The sequence below is a fragment of the Micrococcus sp. MS-ASIII-49 genome, assembly GCF_000946635.1.
In the GTDB taxonomy this organism is placed as follows: Bacteria; Actinomycetota; Actinomycetes; order Actinomycetales; family Micrococcaceae; genus Micrococcus; species Micrococcus luteus.
In genome coordinates, this window is the sequence record NZ_JXSP01000112.1 from 42,374 (window position 1) to 58,225 (window position 15,852).

The window sequence follows — 15,852 nt, forward strand, 5'->3', positions numbered from 1 at the left end:
CGGAGCATGAGCGTGAACAGCATGTCCACTGACAACTCTTTCGGCCTGATGCGCATCGGCCTGGCCACGGCGGAGGACATCCGCCGCTGGTCCTACGGCGAGGTCAAGAAGCCGGAGACCATCAACTACCGCACCCTGAAGCCGGAGAAGGACGGACTCTTCTGCGAGAAGATCTTCGGCCCCACCCGTGACTGGGAGTGCGCGTGCGGCAAGTACAAGCGCGTGCGCTTCAAGGGCATCATCTGCGAGCGCTGCGGCGTCGAGGTGACCCGCTCGAAGGTGCGCCGCGACCGCATGGGCCACATCGAGCTGGCTGCGCCGGTCACCCACATCTGGTACTTCAAGGGCGTGCCCTCGCGCCTGGGCTACCTGCTGGACCTGGCGCCGAAGGACCTCGAGAAGGTCATCTACTTCGCGGCGTACATGATCACCTCGGTGGACGAGGAGGCCCGGCACCGCGACCTGGCCAACCTCCAGGCCGAGTACGACCAGGAGACCCGTGTCCTGGCCGACCAGCGTGACTCCGACATCGCCGCGGTGGCCGCCGACCTCGAGAAGGACCTGGCCAAGCTGGAGTCCGAGGGCGCCAAGGCCGCCGAGAAGAAGAAGGCCCGCGACGCCGCGGACAAGACCATGGCGCAGATCCGCAAGCGCGCGGACGCGGACCTGGACCGCAAGGAGCAGGTCTGGGACCGCTTCAAGAACCTCAAGGTCGCCGACCTCGAGGGCGACGAGGGTCTGTACCGCGCCATGCGGGACAAGTACGGCCAGTACTTCGAGGGCTCGATGGGCGCGGAGGCGATCCAGCGTCGCCTGCAGACCTTCGACCTCGAGGCCGAGTCCGAGATGCTGCGTGAGACCATCAAGACGGGCAAGGGCCAGCGCAAGACCCGCGCCCTGAAGCGCCTGAAGGTCGTCAACGCGTTCCTGACCACGGACAACTCGCCCGAGGGCATGGTCCTGGACGCCGTCCCGGTGATCCCGCCGGAGCTGCGTCCGATGGTGCAGCTGGACGGCGGCCGCTTCGCGACCTCCGACCTCAACGACCTGTACCGTCGCGTGATCAACCGCAACAACCGCCTGAAGCGGCTGCTCGACCTCGGCGCGCCCGAGATCATCGTCAACAACGAGAAGCGCATGCTGCAGGAGGCCGTGGACTCGCTGTTCGACAACGGCCGCCGCGGCCGGCCGGTGACCGGCCCGGGCAACCGCCCGCTCAAGTCACTCTCCGACATGCTCAAGGGCAAGCAGGGCCGGTTCCGTCAGAACCTGCTCGGCAAGCGCGTGGACTACTCGGGCCGCTCGGTCATCGTGGTGGGTCCCCAGCTCAAGCTGCACCAGTGCGGCCTGCCGAAGCAGATGGCGCTGGAGCTGTTCAAGCCGTTCGTGATGAAGCGTCTCGTGGACCTGAACCACGCGCAGAACATCAAGTCCGCCAAGCGCATGGTGGAGCGCTTCCGTCCGCAGGTCTGGGACGTGCTCGAGGAGGTCATCACCGAGCACCCGGTCCTGCTGAACCGCGCCCCCACCCTGCACCGTCTGGGCATCCAGGCCTTCGAGCCGCAGCTCGTGGAAGGCAAGGCCCTGCAGCTGCACCCGCTGGTCTGCTCCGCGTTCAACGCGGACTTCGACGGCGACCAGATGGCGGTCCACCTGCCCCTGTCGCCGGAGGCCCAGGCCGAGGCGCGCCTGCTCATGCTCTCGAGCCACAACATCCTGAAGCCCTCGGACGGCCGTGCGGTCGCCGTGCCGGCCCAGGACATGATCATCGGACTGAACCACCTCACCACGGTGCGTCCGGACGAGGTCGGCGCGGGCAACCTGTACGCGACCGTCGGCGAGGCCATCATGGCGTTCGACGGCGGCGACCTGCACCTGAACGCGCCCGCGCGGATCGGCGTCGAGGGCTTCGTGCCGTCGGCGGACGTGCCGGCCCCCGAGGGCTGGTCCGAGGGCGAGATCGCCCTCATCGAGACCACCCTGGGCAAGGTGCTGTTCAACGAGCTGCTGCCGGACGACTACCCGTGGCTGGACAAGCAGGCGACCAAGGGCACCCTCGGTCAGCTGGTCAACGACCTGGCCGAGCGCTACCCGATGGTCGTCACCGCGCAGACGCTGGACAACCTCAAGGACGCCGGCTTCCACTGGGGCACCTGGTCGGGTGTGACCGTGGCGATCTCGGACATCACCTCCGACTTCGACAAGGCCGCCATCATGGAGGGCTACGAGGAGCAGGCCCAGCGCGTGCAGCAGCAGTACGACAAGGGCCTGATCGCGGACGACGAGCGTCGCTCCGAGCTGATCGACATCTGGAACAAGGCCACCGACGAGGTCGCCGCGGCCATGAAGGACGGCCTGCCGGAGCTCAACACCATCAACCGCATGGTGTCCTCCGGTGCGCGAGGCAACTGGCTCCAGGTGCGCCAGATCGCGGGCATCCGCGGCCTCGTGGCCAACCCGAAGGGTGAGATCATCCCGCGTCCGATCAAGTCCTCGTACCGCGAGGGCCTGTCCGTGCTCGAGTACTTCTCCGCCACCCACGGCGCCCGCAAGGGCCTCGCGGACACCGCGCTGAAGACCGCGAACTCGGGCTACCTGACCCGTCGTCTCGTCGATGTGTCCCAGGACGTCATCGTCCGCGAGGACGACTGCGGCACCGAGCGCGGCCTGTCCGTCACGATCGCCGCCCCGAACGCCGACGGCGAGCTGGTGGCCCACGAGCAGGTCGAGAACTCGGCCTTCGCCCGCACGCTGGCCCAGGACGTCACGGGCGAGGACGGCACGGTGCTGGCCTCGGCCGGTGCGGACGTGGGCGACGTGCTGATCGGCGAGCTGGTGGCCGCCGGCGTCACGGAGATCAAGGTCCGCTCGGTCCTGACCTGCGAGTCCGCCGTGGGCACCTGCGCGAAGTGCTACGGCCGCTCCATGGCCACCGGCCAGCTGGTGGACATCGGCGAGGCCGTCGGCATCATCGCGGCCCAGTCGATCGGTGAGCCGGGCACCCAGCTCACCATGCGCACGTTCCACACCGGCGGTGTGGCCTCGGCCGACGACATCACGCAGGGTCTGCCCCGCATCCAGGAGCTCTTCGAGGCCCGCACCCCGAAGGGCGTGGCCCCGATCTCCGAGGTCGCCGGCCGCGTGACCATCGAGGACACCGAGGCGTCCGTGCGCCTGCTGCTCACGCCGGACGACGGCTCCGAGGAGATCGCCTACCCGGTGCTGCGCCGTGCGCGCATCCTCGTGGCCGACGGCGAGCACGTGCCGGTGGGCACGCAGCTCGTGGCCGGCGCCGTGGACCCGAAGCAGGTCCTGCGCGTGCTCGGCCCGCGGGCCGCGCAGCGGTTCCTCGTGGACGAGGTGCAGAACGTGTACCAGTCCCAGGGCGTGGGCATCCACGACAAGCACGTGGAGGTCATCGTCCGGCAGATGCTGCGTCGCATCACCGTCATCGAGTCCGGTGACACCGACCTGCTGCCGGGCGAGCTCACGGACCGGGCGCGCTTCGTGGCCGCCAACCGCGCCGCCGTCGCTGAGGGCCGCCAGCCGGCCTCCGGCCGCGACGAGCTGATGGGCATCACGAAGGCCTCGCTGGCCACGGACTCGTGGCTGTCGGCCGCGTCCTTCCAGGAGACGACCCGCGTCCTGACGCAGGCGGCCATGGAGGGCAAGTCCGACCCGCTGCTGGGCCTGAAGGAGAACGTGATCATCGGCAAGCTGATCCCGGCCGGCACGGGCCTGGACCGCTACACGAAGACCGTCGTGGAGCCGACGGAGGAGGCGAAGGCCAACCTGTTCGCCTCGCCGGCCGGCTTCGCGGACTTCGACTACCCGGGTCTGGACCAGTCGCTCGGCGAGAACGACTTCCACGCCGTCTCGTTGGACGACTACGACCGCGGGGGCGACTTCCGCGCCTGATCCCCGTCCCCCAGGGGGCCCGCCGTTCCGCCGCTCACGCGGGGGAGCGGCGGGCCCCTTGGCGTGCGGGGCCGGCTCGTCGACGGCGCCGGGGCGTGCTATGCTGTCAAGGATTGTTTTTCGTGTGGCAAATTGGACGCTGTCCGGGTCGCGGGGTCATTGCGCGGCAGATGCCACACTTTTGCACGCCTGCGGACGTCTGCTCGTTGCGAGCCCCCACAGGGAGAGGCAGAGCAGAGGAACGAGCAGCCGGCGCCCCGGGCGCCGGTCGATCACGTCAGCGATCACCGAAACACAGGAAGGCTGAAGAGTGCCTACGATTCAGCAGCTGGTCCGCAAGGGCCGCTCACCCAAGGTCGTCAATACGAAGGCCCCTGCCCTGCAGGGGAACCCCATGCGTCGTGGCGTGTGCACCCGTGTGTACACCACCACGCCCAAGAAGCCGAACTCGGCGCTGCGCAAGGTCGCCCGTGTGCGCCTGAACGGCGGCATCGAGGTCACGGCCTACATCCCCGGCGAGGGCCACAACCTGCAGGAGCATTCGATCGTGCTCGTCCGCGGCGGTCGTGTGAAGGACCTGCCCGGCGTGCGCTACAAGATCGTGCGCGGCGCCCTCGACACCCAGGGCGTGAAGAACCGCGGCCAGGCCCGCTCCCGCTACGGCGCCAAGAAGGAGAAGAAGTAATGCCTCGTAAGGGTCCTGCGCCGAAGCGCCCCCTCGTCGTCGATCCCGTCTACGGCTCCCCGCTGGTCACGCAGCTGATCAACAAGGTGCTCGTCGACGGCAAGAAGTCCACCGCCGAGCGCATCGTGTACGGCGCGCTCGAGGGCGCCCGTGCCAAGAACGGCGCCGATCCCGTGGCCACCCTCAAGAAGGCCATGGACAACATCAAGCCGGCCCTCGAGGTGCGCTCCCGCCGCGTCGGCGGCGCCACCTACCAGGTGCCCGTCGAGGTCAAGCCGGGCCGCTCCACGGCCCTGGCCCTGCGCTGGCTGGTCGGCTTCTCCAAGGCCCGCCGTGAGAAGACCATGACCGAGCGTCTGATGAACGAGATCCTGGACGCCTCGAACGGCCTGGGCGGCGCCGTGAAGCGTCGCGAGGACACCCACAAGATGGCCGAGGCCAACAAGGCCTTCGCCCACTACCGCTGGTGATCCGTGTGGCCCGGGGCGCGCGATCCGCGCCTCGGGCCGCAGGTGCGTCCTCTCGGACGGGCCACCCACCGCATCCACCTCACGAGCCCCCCCATTCCACCCGACCAAGGGAGACACCGTGGCACAGGACGTGCTGACCGACCTGCACAAGGTCCGCAACATCGGCATCATGGCCCACATCGATGCCGGCAAGACCACCACCACCGAGCGCATCCTGTTCTACACGGGTGTCAACCACAAGCTGGGCGAGACCCACGACGGCGGCGCGACGACGGACTGGATGGAGCAGGAGAAGGAGCGCGGCATCACCATCACCTCCGCCGCGGTGACCTGCTTCTGGAACGACCACCAGATCAACATCATCGACACCCCCGGCCACGTGGACTTCACGGTCGAGGTGGAGCGCTCGCTGCGCGTGCTCGACGGCGCCGTCGCCGTGTTCGACGGCAAGGAGGGCGTGGAGCCCCAGTCGGAGACCGTGTGGCGCCAGGCGGACAAGTACAACGTCCCGCGCATCTGCTTCGTCAACAAGATGGACAAGCTGGGCGCGGACTTCTACTTCACCGTCGACACCATCGTGAAGCGCCTCGGCGCGCGTCCGCTCGTGATGCAGCTGCCGATCGGCGCCGAGAACGACTTCGTGGGCGTCGTCGACCTGCTCTCCATGAAGGCCTTCGTGTGGCCGGGTGACGCCAAGGGCGACGTCACCATGGGCGCCTCCTATGAGACCCGCGAGATCCCCGCCGAGCTCCAGGAGAAGGCCGAGGAGTACCGCAACGAGCTCGTCGAGGCCGTCGCCGAGACCTCCGAGGAGCTCATGGAGAAGTACCTCGAGGGCGAGGAGCTCACCGTCGAGGAGATCCAGGCCGGCGTGCGCCAGCTGACCGTGAACGCCGAGGCCTACCCGGTGTTCTGCGGCTCCGCGTTCAAGAACCGTGGCGTGCAGCCGATGCTGGACGCCGTGGTCGCCTACCTGCCGAACCCGCTGGACGCCGGCTCCGTCAAGGGCCACGCCGTGAACGACGAGGAGGAGGTGCTGGAGCGCGAGGCGTCGAAGGAGGCCCCGTTCTCGGCGCTCGCCTTCAAGATCGCCACGCACCCCTTCTTCGGCACGCTGACCTTCATCCGCGTGTACTCCGGCCGCCTGGAGTCCGGTGCGCAGATCCTCAACGCCACCAAGGGCAAGAAGGAGCGCATCGGCAAGCTGTTCCAGATGCACGCCAACAAGGAGAACCCGGTGGACGAGGTGGTCGCCGGCCACATCTACGCCGTGATCGGCCTCAAGGACACCACCACGGGCGACACCCTGTGCGATCCCGCGAACCCGATCATCCTCGAGTCGATGACCTTCCCGGAGCCCGTGATCTCCGTGGCCATCGAGCCGAAGACCAAGGGTGACCAGGAGAAGCTCTCCACCGCCATCCAGAAGCTCGTCGCCGAGGACCCCACGTTCCGCGTGAACCTCAACGAGGAGACCGGCCAGACCGAGATCGGCGGCATGGGCGAGCTCCACCTGGACGTGTTCGTGGACCGTATGAAGCGCGAGTTCAAGGTCGAGGCCAACGTGGGCAAGCCCCAGGTCGCGTACCGCGAGACCATCAAGCGCAAGGTCGACAAGGTCGACTACACGCACAAGAAGCAGACCGGCGGCTCCGGCCAGTTCGCCAAGGTGCAGCTGTCCTTCGAGCCCCTGGACACCGCCGAGGGCGAGGTCTACGAGTTCGAGAACGCCGTCACCGGCGGTCGCGTGCCCCGCGAGTACATCCCCTCGGTGGACGCGGGCATCCAGGACGCCATGCAGTTCGGCGTGCTGGCCGGCTACCCGATGGTCGGCGTGAAGGCCACCCTGCTCGACGGCGCGTACCACGACGTCGACTCCTCGGAGATGGCGTTCAAGATCGCCGGCTCCCAGGCCTTCAAGGAGGGTGTCCGCAAGGCCAACCCGATCATCCTCGAGCCGCTGATGGCCGTGGAGGTCCGCACCCCCGAGGAGTTCATGGGCGACGTCATCGGCGACCTGAACTCCCGCCGCGGCCAGATCCAGTCCATGGAGGACGCCACCGGCGTGAAGGTGGTCAACGCCCTCGTGCCGCTGTCGGAGATGTTCGGCTACATCGGCGACCTGCGCTCCAAGACGCAGGGCCGCGCGGTGTACTCGATGACCTTCCACTCCTACGCCGAGGTCCCCAAGGCCGTGGCGGACGAGATCATCCAGAAGTCCCAGGGCGAGTGACCGCAGGTCACCTGCTCTGAACGACCTGCCCCGGGTCGGCCGCCGCAGCCGCGGCCGGCCCGGGGCGACCGGACCGCCCTCCCCGGCGCGGCGGTCCGCGATCAGGACGGGTCAGGTCCGGTCCGCTTCCGGCGGTCCCGACGGCCTGGAACCGGACTGGCCCTCGTGAGGCCGGGATTTCCCCAACCCCGCACCATCCGAGTAGACTCAGTCAAGTTGTCAGCACGTCGCAGGCGGCTGAGCAGTCTTCTTGACGATGAACCAGTTCTTAGGAGGAACTAGTGGCAAAGGCAAAGTTCGAGCGGACGAAGCCGCACGTCAACATCGGCACCATCGGCCACGTTGACCACGGCAAGACCACGCTGACCGCCGCCATCTCGAAGGTCCTGTACGACAAGTACCCGGACCTGAACGAGGCCCGTGACTTCGCGACGATCGACTCCGCCCCCGAGGAGCGTCAGCGCGGCATCACCATCAACATCTCCCACGTGGAGTACCAGACCGAGAAGCGTCACTACGCCCACGTGGACGCCCCCGGTCACGCCGACTACATCAAGAACATGATCACCGGCGCCGCTCAGATGGACGGCGCGATCCTCGTGGTCGCCGCCACCGACGGCCCGATGGCCCAGACCCGTGAGCACGTGCTCCTGGCCCGCCAGGTCGGCGTGCCGGCCCTGCTCGTGGCCCTGAACAAGTCGGACATGGTCGAGGACGAGGAGCTCCTCGAGCTCGTCGAGATGGAGGTCCGCGAGCTGCTGTCCTCCCAGGACTTCGACGGCGACGAGGCCCCGGTCATCCGCACCTCCGGTCTGAAGGCCCTCGAGGGCGACCCCCAGTGGGTCAAGTCCGTCGAGGACCTCATGGAGGCCGTGGACGAGTTCATCCCGGACCCGGTCCGCGACAAGGACAAGCCGTTCCTGATGCCGATCGAGGACGTCTTCACCATCACCGGTCGTGGCACCGTGGTGACCGGTCGCGCCGAGCGCGGCACCCTGAAGATCAACTCCGAGGTCGAGATCGTCGGCATCCGCGACGTGCAGAAGACCACCGTCACCGGCATCGAGATGTTCCACAAGCAGCTCGACGAGGCCTGGGCCGGCGAGAACTGCGGTCTGCTGCTGCGCGGCCTGAAGCGCGACGACGTGGAGCGCGGCCAGGTCGTGGTGGAGCCGGGCTCCATCACCCCGCACACCAACTTCGAGGCGAACGTCTACATCCTGTCCAAGGACGAGGGTGGCCGTCACAACCCGTTCTACTCGAACTACCGCCCGCAGTTCTACTTCCGCACCACCGACGTCACCGGCGTCATCACGCTGCCCGAGGGCACCGAGATGGTCATGCCCGGCGACACCACCGAGATGTCGGTCGAGCTCATCCAGCCGATCGCCATGGAGGAGGGCCTCGGCTTCGCCATCCGCGAGGGTGGCCGCACCGTGGGCTCCGGCCGCGTCACCAAGATCACCAAGTGATCTGACGCATCCCGTCTCGTGGCTCCGTTGAGCCGCTGACGCGCGACGCCCCCGTCTCCGGGTCCCCCGGAGGCGGGGGCGTCGCCGTGTCCGACGACGGCGCGGCGGCGGCGGCTAGGCTGGGGAGCATGCCTGAACTGCTCATCCTCATCGTGGTGCTCGCCGTGGCCGTCGTGGCCGTGCGCTGGGCGCTGCGGACCTTCCGTCCCGAGATCGACCGTGCCCGGCGCATCCGGCGCGCGAACCGCGGCGGGGAGCTGGAGCGATGAGCCTGCCCGGCCCGCGCCGCCTCTTCGCCGTCACGGCGATGGCCGAGATGTTCACCTGGGCCGGTCTGCTGATCGCCATGGGCCTCAAGTACGGCGGAGTCACGGAGCGGATGGTGCCGATCGCCGGCGGCGTCCACGGCTTCGTGTTCCTCTGCTACCTCGTGGTGACGGTCGCCGTGTGGATCGATGGGCGGTGGCCCGTGGCCCGCGGACTCCTCGGCCTCGGTTCGACGATCGTCCCGTTCATGACGGTCCCGTTCGAGCGGGCCCAGCGGCGGCGCGGCGAGCCGGCGTCGCGGTGGCAGGTCGTGGACCGCGCGCCGGGGGAGCGGGGGCCCCTCGAACGGCTTCTCGTCGTGGTGCTGCGCCATCCGGTGGTCAGCGCGCTCCTGGCGGTCGCCGTGGTCGCCGTCGTCTTCACCCTGCTACTCAATGCCGGCCCGCCCACCGAGTGGGGCCGCTGAGCCCGGGGGACCGCCGGGCCCGGCCCGCCGATTGGCGGACTGGGCCCGCTTCTGTCTATACTGATTCGGTTGCTCAAGCGCCATTGCGCTGTCGTCGTGTGTCTCGCGGCGGCAGCTCGGCCCAGATGTGACGTCACCACTCCGACCCGCCACAGGCGTGTGCCCTCCCAGGAATGCGACACGCCCGACCGCGTGGACCGGAGTCCGGCGGCGGCGAGGAACCCGGTCCGACCGGATTCGCCCCGCGCGGGTGGAGGACAAGAAGGCGGGCACGATCCGCCGCACAGGGACAGGAACAGCACACCCGACGAGAGAGGCGTGACGCCATGGCGGGACAGAAGATCCGCATCCGGCTGAAGTCGTACGACCACGAGGTCATCGACGTCTCGGCCCGCAAGATCGTTGACACGGTCACGCGCGCAGGCGCGACGGTGGTCGGCCCCGTGCCGCTGCCGACGGAGAAGAACGTGTACTGCGTTATCCGTTCTCCCCACAAGTACAAGGACAGCCGCGAGCATTTCGAGATGCGCACCCACAAGCGGCTCATCGACATCATCGACCCGACCCCGAAGGCCGTCGACTCGCTCATGCGACTGGACCTGCCCGCGGACGTCAACATCGAGATCAAGCTCTGAGAGGGAGGTGCTGAGAGACTATGACCAACACCCAGAACATCAAGGGCCTGCTGGGCACGAAGCTCGGCATGACCCAGGTCTGGGATGAGGACAACAAGCTCATCCCTGTGACCGTGGTCAAGGCAGACCCGAACGTCGTCACCCAGCTGCGCTCCGAGGAGACCGACGGCTACACCGCCGTGCAGATCGCCTACGGCCAGATCGATCCCCGCCGCGTGACCAAGCCCCTGGCCGGTCACTTCGAGAAGGCCGGCGTGACCCCGCGTCGCCACCTCGTCGAGCTGCGCACCGCCGACGCCGCCGAGTACTCGCTCGGCCAGGACGTGACCGTGGAGGTCTTCGAGGCCGGCCAGAAGGTCGACGTCGTGGGCACCACCAAGGGCAAGGGCTTCGCCGGCGCCATGAAGCGCCACGGCTTCGCCGGTGTGGGCGCCTCGCACGGCCAGCACAAGAACCACCGCAAGCCCGGCTCCGTGGGCGGCGCGTCCACCCCCGGCCGCGTGTTCAAGGGCCAGCGCATGCCCGGTCGCATGGGCGCCGTGCGCCAGACCACCATGAACCTGACCCTCCACGGCATCGACGTGGAGAACAACCTCCTGCTGATCAAGGGCGCGGTGCCCGGCTCCAAGGGCCAGGTCGTGCTCGTCCGCAGCGCCGTGAAGGGAGCCTGAGACCATGGCTGAGAACTCCGTGAAGACCGTCCAGGTCGATCTGCCCGCCGAGCTCTTCGACGTGCAGTCCAACGTGCCGCTCATGCACCAGGTCGTCGTCGCCCAGCTCGCCGCCGCCCGTCAGGGCACGCACAAGACGAAGCGCCGCGGCGAGGTGTCCGGTGCCGGTCGCAAGCCGTTCAAGCAGAAGGGCACCGGCCGCGCACGTCAGGGCTCCATCCGCGCCCCGCACATGACCGGTGGTGGCGTCGTCCACGGCCCGACCCCGCGTGACTACTCGCAGCGCACCCCCAAGAAGATGAAGGCCGCCGCCCTGCGCGGTGCCCTGTCGGACCGCGCCCGCAACGGCCGCGTCCACGTCATCGAGGCCCTCGTGTCCGGGACCACCCCGTCCACCAAGGCCGCCAAGGCGGGCCTCGCGTCCCTGAACACCGGCCGCAAGAACGTGCTGCTGGTGATCGACCGGGCCGACGACGTCGCCGCCCTGTCCGCCCGCAACCTGCCCGCGGTCCACACCCTGTACGCCGACCAGCTGAACACCTACGACGTGCTCGTCTCCGACGACGTCGTGTTCACCCAGGCGGCCTACGAGGCGTACGTGGCCCAGGCTTCCGGCGCCAAGAAGGAGGATGCCCAGTGAGCGGCTCCATCAACAAGGATCCCCGCGACGTGATCATCGCTCCCGTCGTGTCGGAGAAGAGCTACGGTCTGATCGACGAGGGCAAGTACACCTTCCTGGTCGACCCGCGCTCCAACAAGTCCGAGATCAAGCAGGCGGTGGAGCGCATCTTCAACGTCGACGTGGCCTCGGTCAACACCCTGAACCGTTCCGGCAAGCGCCGTCGCACCCGCTTCGGGTGGGGCCAGCGCAAGTCCACCAAGCGTGCCATCGTCACGCTCAAGGACGGGACCATCGACATCTTCGGAGGTCCGCTCGCCTGATCGGCGTGCGGAGACCACTTAATCGAGGAACTGACACATGGCTATCCGTAAGTACAAGCCGACCACCCCGGGCCTGCGTGGCTCGTCCGTGGCCGACTTCGCAGAGATCACCCGGTCCACGCCGGAGAAGTCCCTTCTCCGTCCGCTGCACAAGACCGGCGGCCGCAACAACACCGGTCGCATCACCACCCGTCACAAGGGCGGCGGCCACAAGCGCCAGTACCGCCTGGTCGACTTCCGTCGCCACGACAAGGACGGCGTGCCCGCCACCGTCGCGCACATCGAGTACGACCCGAACCGCACCGCCCGCATCGCGCTGCTGCACTACGCGGACGGCGCCAAGCGCTACATCCTGGCCCCGGCCAAGCTGAAGCAGGGCGACGTGGTCGAGGCCGGCCCGAACGCCGACATCAAGCCCGGCAACAACCTGCCGATGCGCAACATCCCCGTGGGCACCACCATCCACGCGGTGGAGCTGCGCCCCGGCGGCGGCGCCAAGATGGCCCGCTCCGCCGGCGCGTCCGTGCAGCTGGTCGCCCGCGAGGGCAAGTACGCCCAGCTGCGCCTGCCCTCCGGTGAGATCCGCAACGTCGACGTGCGCTGCCGCGCCACGATCGGCGAGGTCGGCAACGCCGAGCAGTCGAACATCAACTGGGGCAAGGCCGGCCGCATGCGCTGGAAGGGCGTCCGCCCGACCGTCCGCGGCGTCGTCATGAACCCGGTCGACCACCCGCACGGCGGTGGCGAGGGCAAGACCTCCGGCGGTCGTCACCCCGTCAACCGGAACGGCAAGCCCGAGGGCCGCACGCGTCGTCCGAACAAGGAAAGCGACAAGCTCATCGTGCGTCGCCGTCGTACCGGCAAGAACAAGCGATAAGGGAGCAGGGAAGACATGCCTCGCAGCCTGAAGAAGGGCCCCTTCGTCGATCAGCACCTCTACCTGAAGGTTCTGGCCGAGAACGAGAAGGGCAGCAAGAACGTCATCAAGACCTGGTCCCGCCGGTCGATGATCATCCCGGACATGCTGGGTCACACCATCGCGGTCCACGACGGACGCAAGCACGTCCCGGTGTTCGTCACCGAGTCCATGGTGGGTCACAAGCTGGGCGAGTTCGCCCCGACCCGGACCTACCGCGGCCACGTGAAGGACGACAAGAAGGGCAAGCGCCGCTGAGCCTGAGGGCACAGCACGCTTGACCTTCTCGAGAATCGAAAGAGAGAAGCAATGGAAGCCAAGGCAATTGCGCGCCACCTGCGCGTGACGCCGATGAAGGCCCGGCGCGTCGTCGACCTGGTCCGTGGCAAGCAGGCCACCGAAGCACTGGCCATCCTGAAGTTCGCCCAGCAGGGCGCTTCGGAGCCGGTGTACAAGCTGGTGGCCTCCGCGGTGGCGAACGCCCGCGTCAAGGCGGACCGCGAGGGCCAGGCCTTCGACGAGGACGCCCTCTACATCACCGAGGCCTTCGTGGACGAGGGCCCGACCATGAAGCGGTTCCAGCCCCGTGCTCAGGGCCGCGCGTACCGCATCAACAAGCGCACGAGCCACGTGACCGTGGTCGTCGCGTCCAAGGACGAGAAGGGTGGGAACTGACAATGGGCCAGAAGATCAACCCCAACGGGTTCCGCCTCGGCATCACCACCGACCACGTCTCGCACTGGTTCGCGGACTCCCACAAGGAGGGCCAGCGCTACGCTGACTTCCTCAAGGAGGACGTCAAGATCCGCGAGCTGATGACCACCGGCATGGAGCGCGCCGGCATCTCCAAGGTGGAGATCGAGCGCACCCGTGACCGCGTGCGCGTGGACATCCACACCGCGCGTCCGGGCATCGTGATCGGCCGCCGCGGCGCCGAGGCCGACCGCATCCGCGGTGAGCTCGAGAAGCTCACCGGCAAGCAGATCCAGCTGAACATCCTCGAGGTCAAGAACCCCGAGACCGATGCCCAGCTGGTGGCGCAGGGTGTGGCCGAGCAGCTCGCCTCGCGCGTGGCGTTCCGCCGCGCGATGAAGAAGGCGATCCAGTCCGCCATGCGCGCCGGCGCGCAGGGCATCCGCATCCAGTGCTCCGGCCGCCTCGGCGGCGCCGAGATGAGCCGCTCGGAGTTCTACCGCGAGGGTCGCGTGCCGCTGCACACCCTCCGCGCGAACATCGACTTCGGCAAGTTCGAGGCCAAGACCACCTTCGGCCGCATCGGCGTGAAGGTCTGGATCTACAAGGGCGACCTGACCGCCAAGGAGCTCGCGGCCAAGGAGGCCGCGCAGCCCTCCGGCCGTGGCCGTGGCGGCGAGCGCCGCGGCGGCGGTGAGCGTCGTCGTCGCAACGATCGCGCCGAGCGTGCTCCCCGCCAGGAGAACGCCGGCGCCGGCGCCGAGACCCCGGCCGCCGCTCCCGCTGAAGGAGGCAACGCCTGATGCTGATCCCCCGTCGCGTCAAGCACCGCAAGCAGCACCACCCCAAGCGTTCCGGCGCCGCCAAGGGCGGCACCACCGTGACGTTCGGCGAGTGGGGCATCCAGGCGCTCACGCCGGCCTATGTGACCAACCGTCAGATCGAGGCCGCCCGTATCGCCATGACCCGCTACATCAAGCGTGGCGGCAAGGTCTGGATCAACATCTACCCGGACCGTCCGCTCACCAAGAAGCCCGCCGAGACCCGCATGGGCTCCGGCAAGGGCTCGCCGGAGTGGTGGGTCGCCAACGTCAAGCCCGGACGCGTGCTCTTCGAGCTGTCGGGTGTCACGGAGGACGTCGCCCGCGAGGCGCTCCGCCTGGCCATCCACAAGCTGCCGCTGAAGGCCCGTATCATCCGTCGAGAGGGTGGTGAGTGATCCCATGGCGATCGGCACCAAGGATCTGAACGTCGAGTCCCTGGACGGGATGGACAACGCCCGCCTGCTGGAGGCCCTGAAGTCCTCCAAGGAGGAGCTGTTCAACCTGCGCTTCCAGGCCGCCACCGGTCAGCTGGACAACGCCAGCCGGCTGAAGGCCGTCAAGCGTGACATCGCGCGCATCTACACGATCCTGCGCGAGCGCGAGCTGGGCATCCGCGGCGATGTCGCCGCCGAGGCGCAGGCCGAGAAGAACGAGGAGGCTGCCAAGTGACCGAGCAGACCCCGGCCGTCTCCGAGGAGCGCGGCTACCGCAAGGCCCTCCGTGGCATCGTCGTCTCCGACAAGATGGACAAGACCATCGTCGTCGAGGTCGAGGACCGCAAGAAGCACTCGCTCTACGGCAAGGTGCTGAAGACCTCGAAGCGCGTGAAGGCGCACGACGAGGACAACACCGCCGGCGTGGGCGACCGCGTCCGCCTCGCCGAGACCCGCCCGCTGTCCGCCTCCAAGCGGTGGCGTCTGGTGGAGATCGTCGAGCGCGCCAAGTGATCGACCCGGCCCCCTGAGGGCCGGCGACGCAGAGGGCCGCCCCGTGCACTGGCACGGGGCGGCCTTGTGCGTTAGACTCTGATATTCGTGCGCCCTCTCGTTGGCAGGACCATCCATCCTGTGTGCCGAGGGCCGCGCACGCCGATCCCGGATCCGCCTCGGCCCTGCCCTGCGCGCCCCTCCGCTCTCGACCTCCCCGACGCTGTCTGAACACGCGTCGCCGGGGGACGACGGCGGGCGGCCCGCCTCGGGGGAGGGGTAAGCGTCCCGGGATGCCCGTTCAACCGTTCCGCAAGGCTCGCCCATCGTGGGGGAGAACCGGCGCGACGCTAGGAGAGACAAGTGATCCAGCAGGAGTCGCGGCTCAAGGTCGCCGACAACACCGGTGCGAAGGAAATCCTGACCATCCGTGTTCTCGGCGGTTCCGGACGCCGCTACGCAGGCATCGGCGACACCATCGTCGCCACCGTGAAGGACGCCATCCCCGGCGGCAACGTCAAGAAGGGCGACGTCGTCAAGGCCGTGGTGGTCCGCACCCGCAAGCAGTCCCGCCGTCCCGACGGCTCGTACATCAAGTTCGACGAGAACGCGGCGGTCATCCTGAAGACCGACGGCGAGCCCCGTGGCACGCGCATCTTCGGCCCCGTGGGTCGCGAGCTGCGTGACAAGAAGTTCATGAAGATCGTGTCGCTCGCCCCGGAGGTGATCTGACC

At 68.4% G+C, this 15,852-nt stretch carries 19 protein-coding genes; all 19 read left to right on the top strand.

The window, feature by feature from the left end; genetic code table 11:
• Nucleotides 1–21 precede the first annotated feature (21 nt).
• The 19 genes from SJ20_RS08045 (at nucleotide 22) to rplN (ending at nucleotide 15,850) form a co-directional block, all read left to right on the top strand.
• The gene (locus SJ20_RS08045; RefSeq protein ID WP_036317751.1) at nucleotides 22–3,918 is read left to right on the top strand and encodes a DNA-directed RNA polymerase subunit beta'; all 3,897 of its coding nucleotides are present in this window, start codon (nucleotides 22–24) and stop codon (nucleotides 3,916–3,918) included.
• 310 nt (nucleotides 3,919–4,228) lie between these two features.
• Nucleotides 4,229–4,603 (top strand): 30S ribosomal protein S12, encoded by a 375-nt coding sequence (rpsL, locus tag SJ20_RS08050; protein ID WP_002854787.1) that lies wholly within the window; start codon nucleotides 4,229–4,231, stop codon nucleotides 4,601–4,603.
• Complete coding sequence (gene rpsG, locus SJ20_RS08055) at nucleotides 4,603–5,073, top strand: 30S ribosomal protein S7 (RefSeq protein ID WP_010080379.1); 471 nt, start codon at nucleotides 4,603–4,605, stop codon at nucleotides 5,071–5,073. The genes rpsL and rpsG overlap by 1 nt, the downstream gene beginning before the upstream one ends.
• Before the next feature lie 118 nt (nucleotides 5,074–5,191).
• Nucleotides 5,192–7,306 (top strand): elongation factor G, encoded by a 2,115-nt coding sequence (gene fusA / locus SJ20_RS08060; RefSeq protein WP_036381535.1) that lies wholly within the window; start codon nucleotides 5,192–5,194, stop codon nucleotides 7,304–7,306.
• Nucleotides 7,307–7,587: 281 nt separating this feature from the next.
• Complete coding sequence (gene tuf / locus SJ20_RS08065; protein ID WP_036317754.1) at nucleotides 7,588–8,778, top strand: elongation factor Tu; 1,191 nt, start codon at nucleotides 7,588–7,590, stop codon at nucleotides 8,776–8,778.
• A 128-nt stretch (nucleotides 8,779–8,906) separates the two neighbouring features.
• The gene (locus tag SJ20_RS12020) at nucleotides 8,907–9,047 is read left to right on the top strand and encodes a hypothetical protein (protein ID WP_162833779.1); all 141 of its coding nucleotides are present in this window, start codon (nucleotides 8,907–8,909) and stop codon (nucleotides 9,045–9,047) included.
• Nucleotides 9,044–9,511: a DUF3817 domain-containing protein gene (locus SJ20_RS08070; RefSeq protein ID WP_041103558.1), complete on the top strand. Its 468-nt coding sequence runs from the start codon at nucleotides 9,044–9,046 to the stop codon at nucleotides 9,509–9,511. The genes SJ20_RS12020 and SJ20_RS08070 overlap by 4 nt, the downstream gene beginning before the upstream one ends.
• Nucleotides 9,512–9,837: 326 nt before the next feature.
• Nucleotides 9,838–10,146 (top strand): 30S ribosomal protein S10, encoded by a 309-nt coding sequence (gene rpsJ, locus SJ20_RS08075; protein WP_002857463.1) that lies wholly within the window; start codon nucleotides 9,838–9,840, stop codon nucleotides 10,144–10,146.
• Nucleotides 10,147–10,166: 20 nt separating this feature from the next.
• On the top strand, nucleotides 10,167–10,817 hold the full coding sequence (gene rplC / locus SJ20_RS08080) for a 50S ribosomal protein L3 (RefSeq protein ID WP_036317759.1): 651 nt from the start codon (nucleotides 10,167–10,169) through the stop codon (nucleotides 10,815–10,817).
• Nucleotides 10,818–10,821: 4 nt separating this feature from the next.
• The gene (rplD, locus tag SJ20_RS08085) at nucleotides 10,822–11,457 is read left to right on the top strand and encodes a 50S ribosomal protein L4 (RefSeq protein ID WP_041103272.1); all 636 of its coding nucleotides are present in this window, start codon (nucleotides 10,822–10,824) and stop codon (nucleotides 11,455–11,457) included.
• The gene (rplW, locus tag SJ20_RS08090) at nucleotides 11,454–11,759 is read left to right on the top strand and encodes a 50S ribosomal protein L23 (protein WP_002857471.1); all 306 of its coding nucleotides are present in this window, start codon (nucleotides 11,454–11,456) and stop codon (nucleotides 11,757–11,759) included. Before rplD ends, rplW begins: the two co-directional genes overlap by 4 nt.
• Before the next feature lie 37 nt (nucleotides 11,760–11,796).
• Nucleotides 11,797–12,636, top strand: a complete 840-nt coding sequence (gene rplB, locus SJ20_RS08095) for a 50S ribosomal protein L2 (protein WP_010080386.1) — start codon at nucleotides 11,797–11,799, stop codon at nucleotides 12,634–12,636.
• A 15-nt stretch (nucleotides 12,637–12,651) separates the two neighbouring features.
• Nucleotides 12,652–12,933, top strand: a complete 282-nt coding sequence (gene rpsS / locus SJ20_RS08100; protein ID WP_002857475.1) for a 30S ribosomal protein S19 — start codon at nucleotides 12,652–12,654, stop codon at nucleotides 12,931–12,933.
• A gap of 51 nt (nucleotides 12,934–12,984) precedes the next feature.
• Entirely contained in the window at nucleotides 12,985–13,350 is a 366-nt protein-coding gene (rplV, locus tag SJ20_RS08105) for a 50S ribosomal protein L22 (RefSeq protein ID WP_017487837.1), read from the top strand.
• Between the two features lie 2 nt (nucleotides 13,351–13,352).
• Nucleotides 13,353–14,171, top strand: coding sequence for a 30S ribosomal protein S3 (rpsC, locus tag SJ20_RS08110; RefSeq protein ID WP_002857479.1), 819 nt, complete (start codon nucleotides 13,353–13,355; stop codon nucleotides 14,169–14,171).
• A complete protein-coding gene (gene rplP, locus SJ20_RS08115; protein WP_036317764.1) occupies nucleotides 14,171–14,587 on the top strand; it encodes a 50S ribosomal protein L16 in 417 nt (138 codons plus the stop codon). Before rpsC ends, rplP begins: the two co-directional genes overlap by 1 nt.
• 4 nt (nucleotides 14,588–14,591) lie before the next feature.
• Nucleotides 14,592–14,861, top strand: a complete 270-nt coding sequence (gene rpmC, locus SJ20_RS08120; protein WP_036317766.1) for a 50S ribosomal protein L29 — start codon at nucleotides 14,592–14,594, stop codon at nucleotides 14,859–14,861.
• Nucleotides 14,858–15,139: a 30S ribosomal protein S17 gene (gene rpsQ / locus SJ20_RS08125; protein WP_036317768.1), complete on the top strand. Its 282-nt coding sequence runs from the start codon at nucleotides 14,858–14,860 to the stop codon at nucleotides 15,137–15,139. Before rpmC ends, rpsQ begins: the two co-directional genes overlap by 4 nt.
• Nucleotides 15,140–15,481: 342 nt before the next feature.
• A complete protein-coding gene (gene rplN / locus SJ20_RS08130) occupies nucleotides 15,482–15,850 on the top strand; it encodes a 50S ribosomal protein L14 (RefSeq protein WP_002857487.1) in 369 nt (122 codons plus the stop codon).
• The last annotated feature ends 2 nt before the right edge of the window (nucleotides 15,851–15,852 follow it).